Source organism: uncultured Nevskia sp. (assembly GCF_903885465.1).
Taxonomy (GTDB): domain Bacteria; phylum Pseudomonadota; class Gammaproteobacteria; order Nevskiales; family Nevskiaceae; genus Nevskia.
In genome coordinates this window covers 1-1556 of record NZ_CAISIQ010000117.1, presented here as the reverse complement: position 1 = coordinate 1556, position 1556 = coordinate 1, and the positions used below count along the sequence as shown (strand labels likewise).

General features: G+C 66.5%; 2 protein-coding genes and 1 pseudogene. 1 reads left to right on the top strand and 2 read right to left on the bottom strand.

What is annotated here, in order from left to right:
* Positions 1–447: pseudogene (locus QZY06_RS04335) on the top strand (AAA family ATPase); the annotation flags it as partial.
* A gap of 56 nt (positions 448–503) precedes the next feature.
* Here QZY06_RS04335 and tadA read toward each other — a convergent pair.
* Both tadA and QZY06_RS04325 read right to left on the bottom strand, forming a co-directional pair.
* A complete protein-coding gene (gene tadA / locus QZY06_RS04330) occupies positions 504–998 on the bottom strand; it encodes a tRNA adenosine(34) deaminase TadA (RefSeq protein WP_295680657.1) in 495 nt (164 codons plus the stop codon).
* A 22-nt stretch (positions 999–1020) separates the two neighbouring features.
* Positions 1021–1556: methyltransferase domain-containing protein (locus QZY06_RS04325; RefSeq protein ID WP_295680654.1), on the bottom strand; the 536-nt coding region annotated here is incomplete at its 5' end.

Here is a 1556-nt window from a genome sequence, read left to right as displayed (position 1 = left end):
GTGATGACCTCGAACCTCGGCTCGCAGCTGATCCAGGAGCTGATGGGCAACAGCGCGACCCGTGACGATTACGCCGCGATCAAGGAAGGCGTGATGACCGTCGTCGGCCAGCATTTCCGGCCCGAGTTCATCAACCGTATCGACGAAGCGGTGGTGTTCCGGCCACTGGCGGCAGCGCAGATCCGCGTCATCGCCGGCATCCAGACCGCCTACCTGCACAAGCGGCTAGCCGAGCGTTCGATTGGCATCACCTTCAGCGAAGCAGCCCTCGCGAAGCTTGCGGAAGCCGGTTACGACCCGGTCTACGGCGCGCGGCCACTGAAGCGCGCGATCCAGACCCTGATCGAAAACCCGCTGGCGAGCCTGATCCTCAACGGCAAGTTCGCCGCTGGCGATACCGTGCAGGTCGACGCTGGCGACGCCGGGCTGGTGTTCAACCGAGGCTGAGCTGCAAGGCTGATGCGACGCCCGATCTGTTCTTGCGACAGGTCGGGCGTTTTCGTTCAGTCGCTGTTGCGCAGTCCTCGCCGCGCCCTGAAGAACGCCCGCAACTGCTCGGCACATTCCGTTTCCAGCACCCCGCCCTGCCAGGCGACGACATGGTTCAGCTGCGGCCGCGCGATCAGGTCATAGACCGAGTTCACCGCGCCGGCTTTCGGGTCGCTGGCACCGAACACCAGGCGGCCGACCCGGGCGTGGATGATCGCGCCGGCGCACATCGCACAGGGCTCCAGAGTTACGTACAGCGTGCTGCCGGTCAGCCGGTAGTTGCCGAGCGCCACCGCTCCGGCACGCATCGCCATGATCTCGGCGTGCGCGGTGGGATCGTGCAGCGCGATCGGCCGGTTCCAGCCTTCGGCGAGCAGCGCGCCATCGGCACCGACCAGCACCGCGCCGACCGGCACCTCGCCTTCGGCCGCCGCGCGTTCGGCCAGGCTCAGCGCGTGGCGCAGCCAGTGTTCGTCCGATTCGCTGGCCATGCTCGGAGATTCGCTCATCGCCCTATTGTCGATGATCCACTCATCCGCGCTCCAGCAGCACGATGACTTCGTAGTGCCGGGTCTGCGGAAACATGTCGAGCACCCGAGCGCGGCGCGGTTTCAGCGACGGCATCAAAGCCAGATCGCGGGCCAGCGATTCGGCGTTGCAGCTCGAATAGATCAGCCAGCGTGTAGAGCGCGACGCTTCGAGATGACGACTCAGGGCTTCGCCGATGCCGCGCCGCGGCGGATTGACGATCACCAGCTCGGCGCTGTCTGGCTGCGCGAGCGCCCAAGCCGTGGCATCGGCGCTGGCGAATTGCACATCGCCGATCTCTCGGCCATTGGCAGCGAGATCGGCAAGGCTCTGCTGCGCGCTGGCGATCGCTTCGGCTTCGAGCTCGATGCCGATCACAGCGCGGCCTGCGGCTGCGGCGTGCAAGGCGAAGCCGCCGACGCCGCAGTACAGATCCCAGACGCTGGCTGGCTGAACCTCGTCGATCCAGCTCCGCGCCTGTGCGTAAAGCTCGGCGGCGACGGCGGTATTGGTCTGAAAGAAGCTCTGCGGGCGCAGAT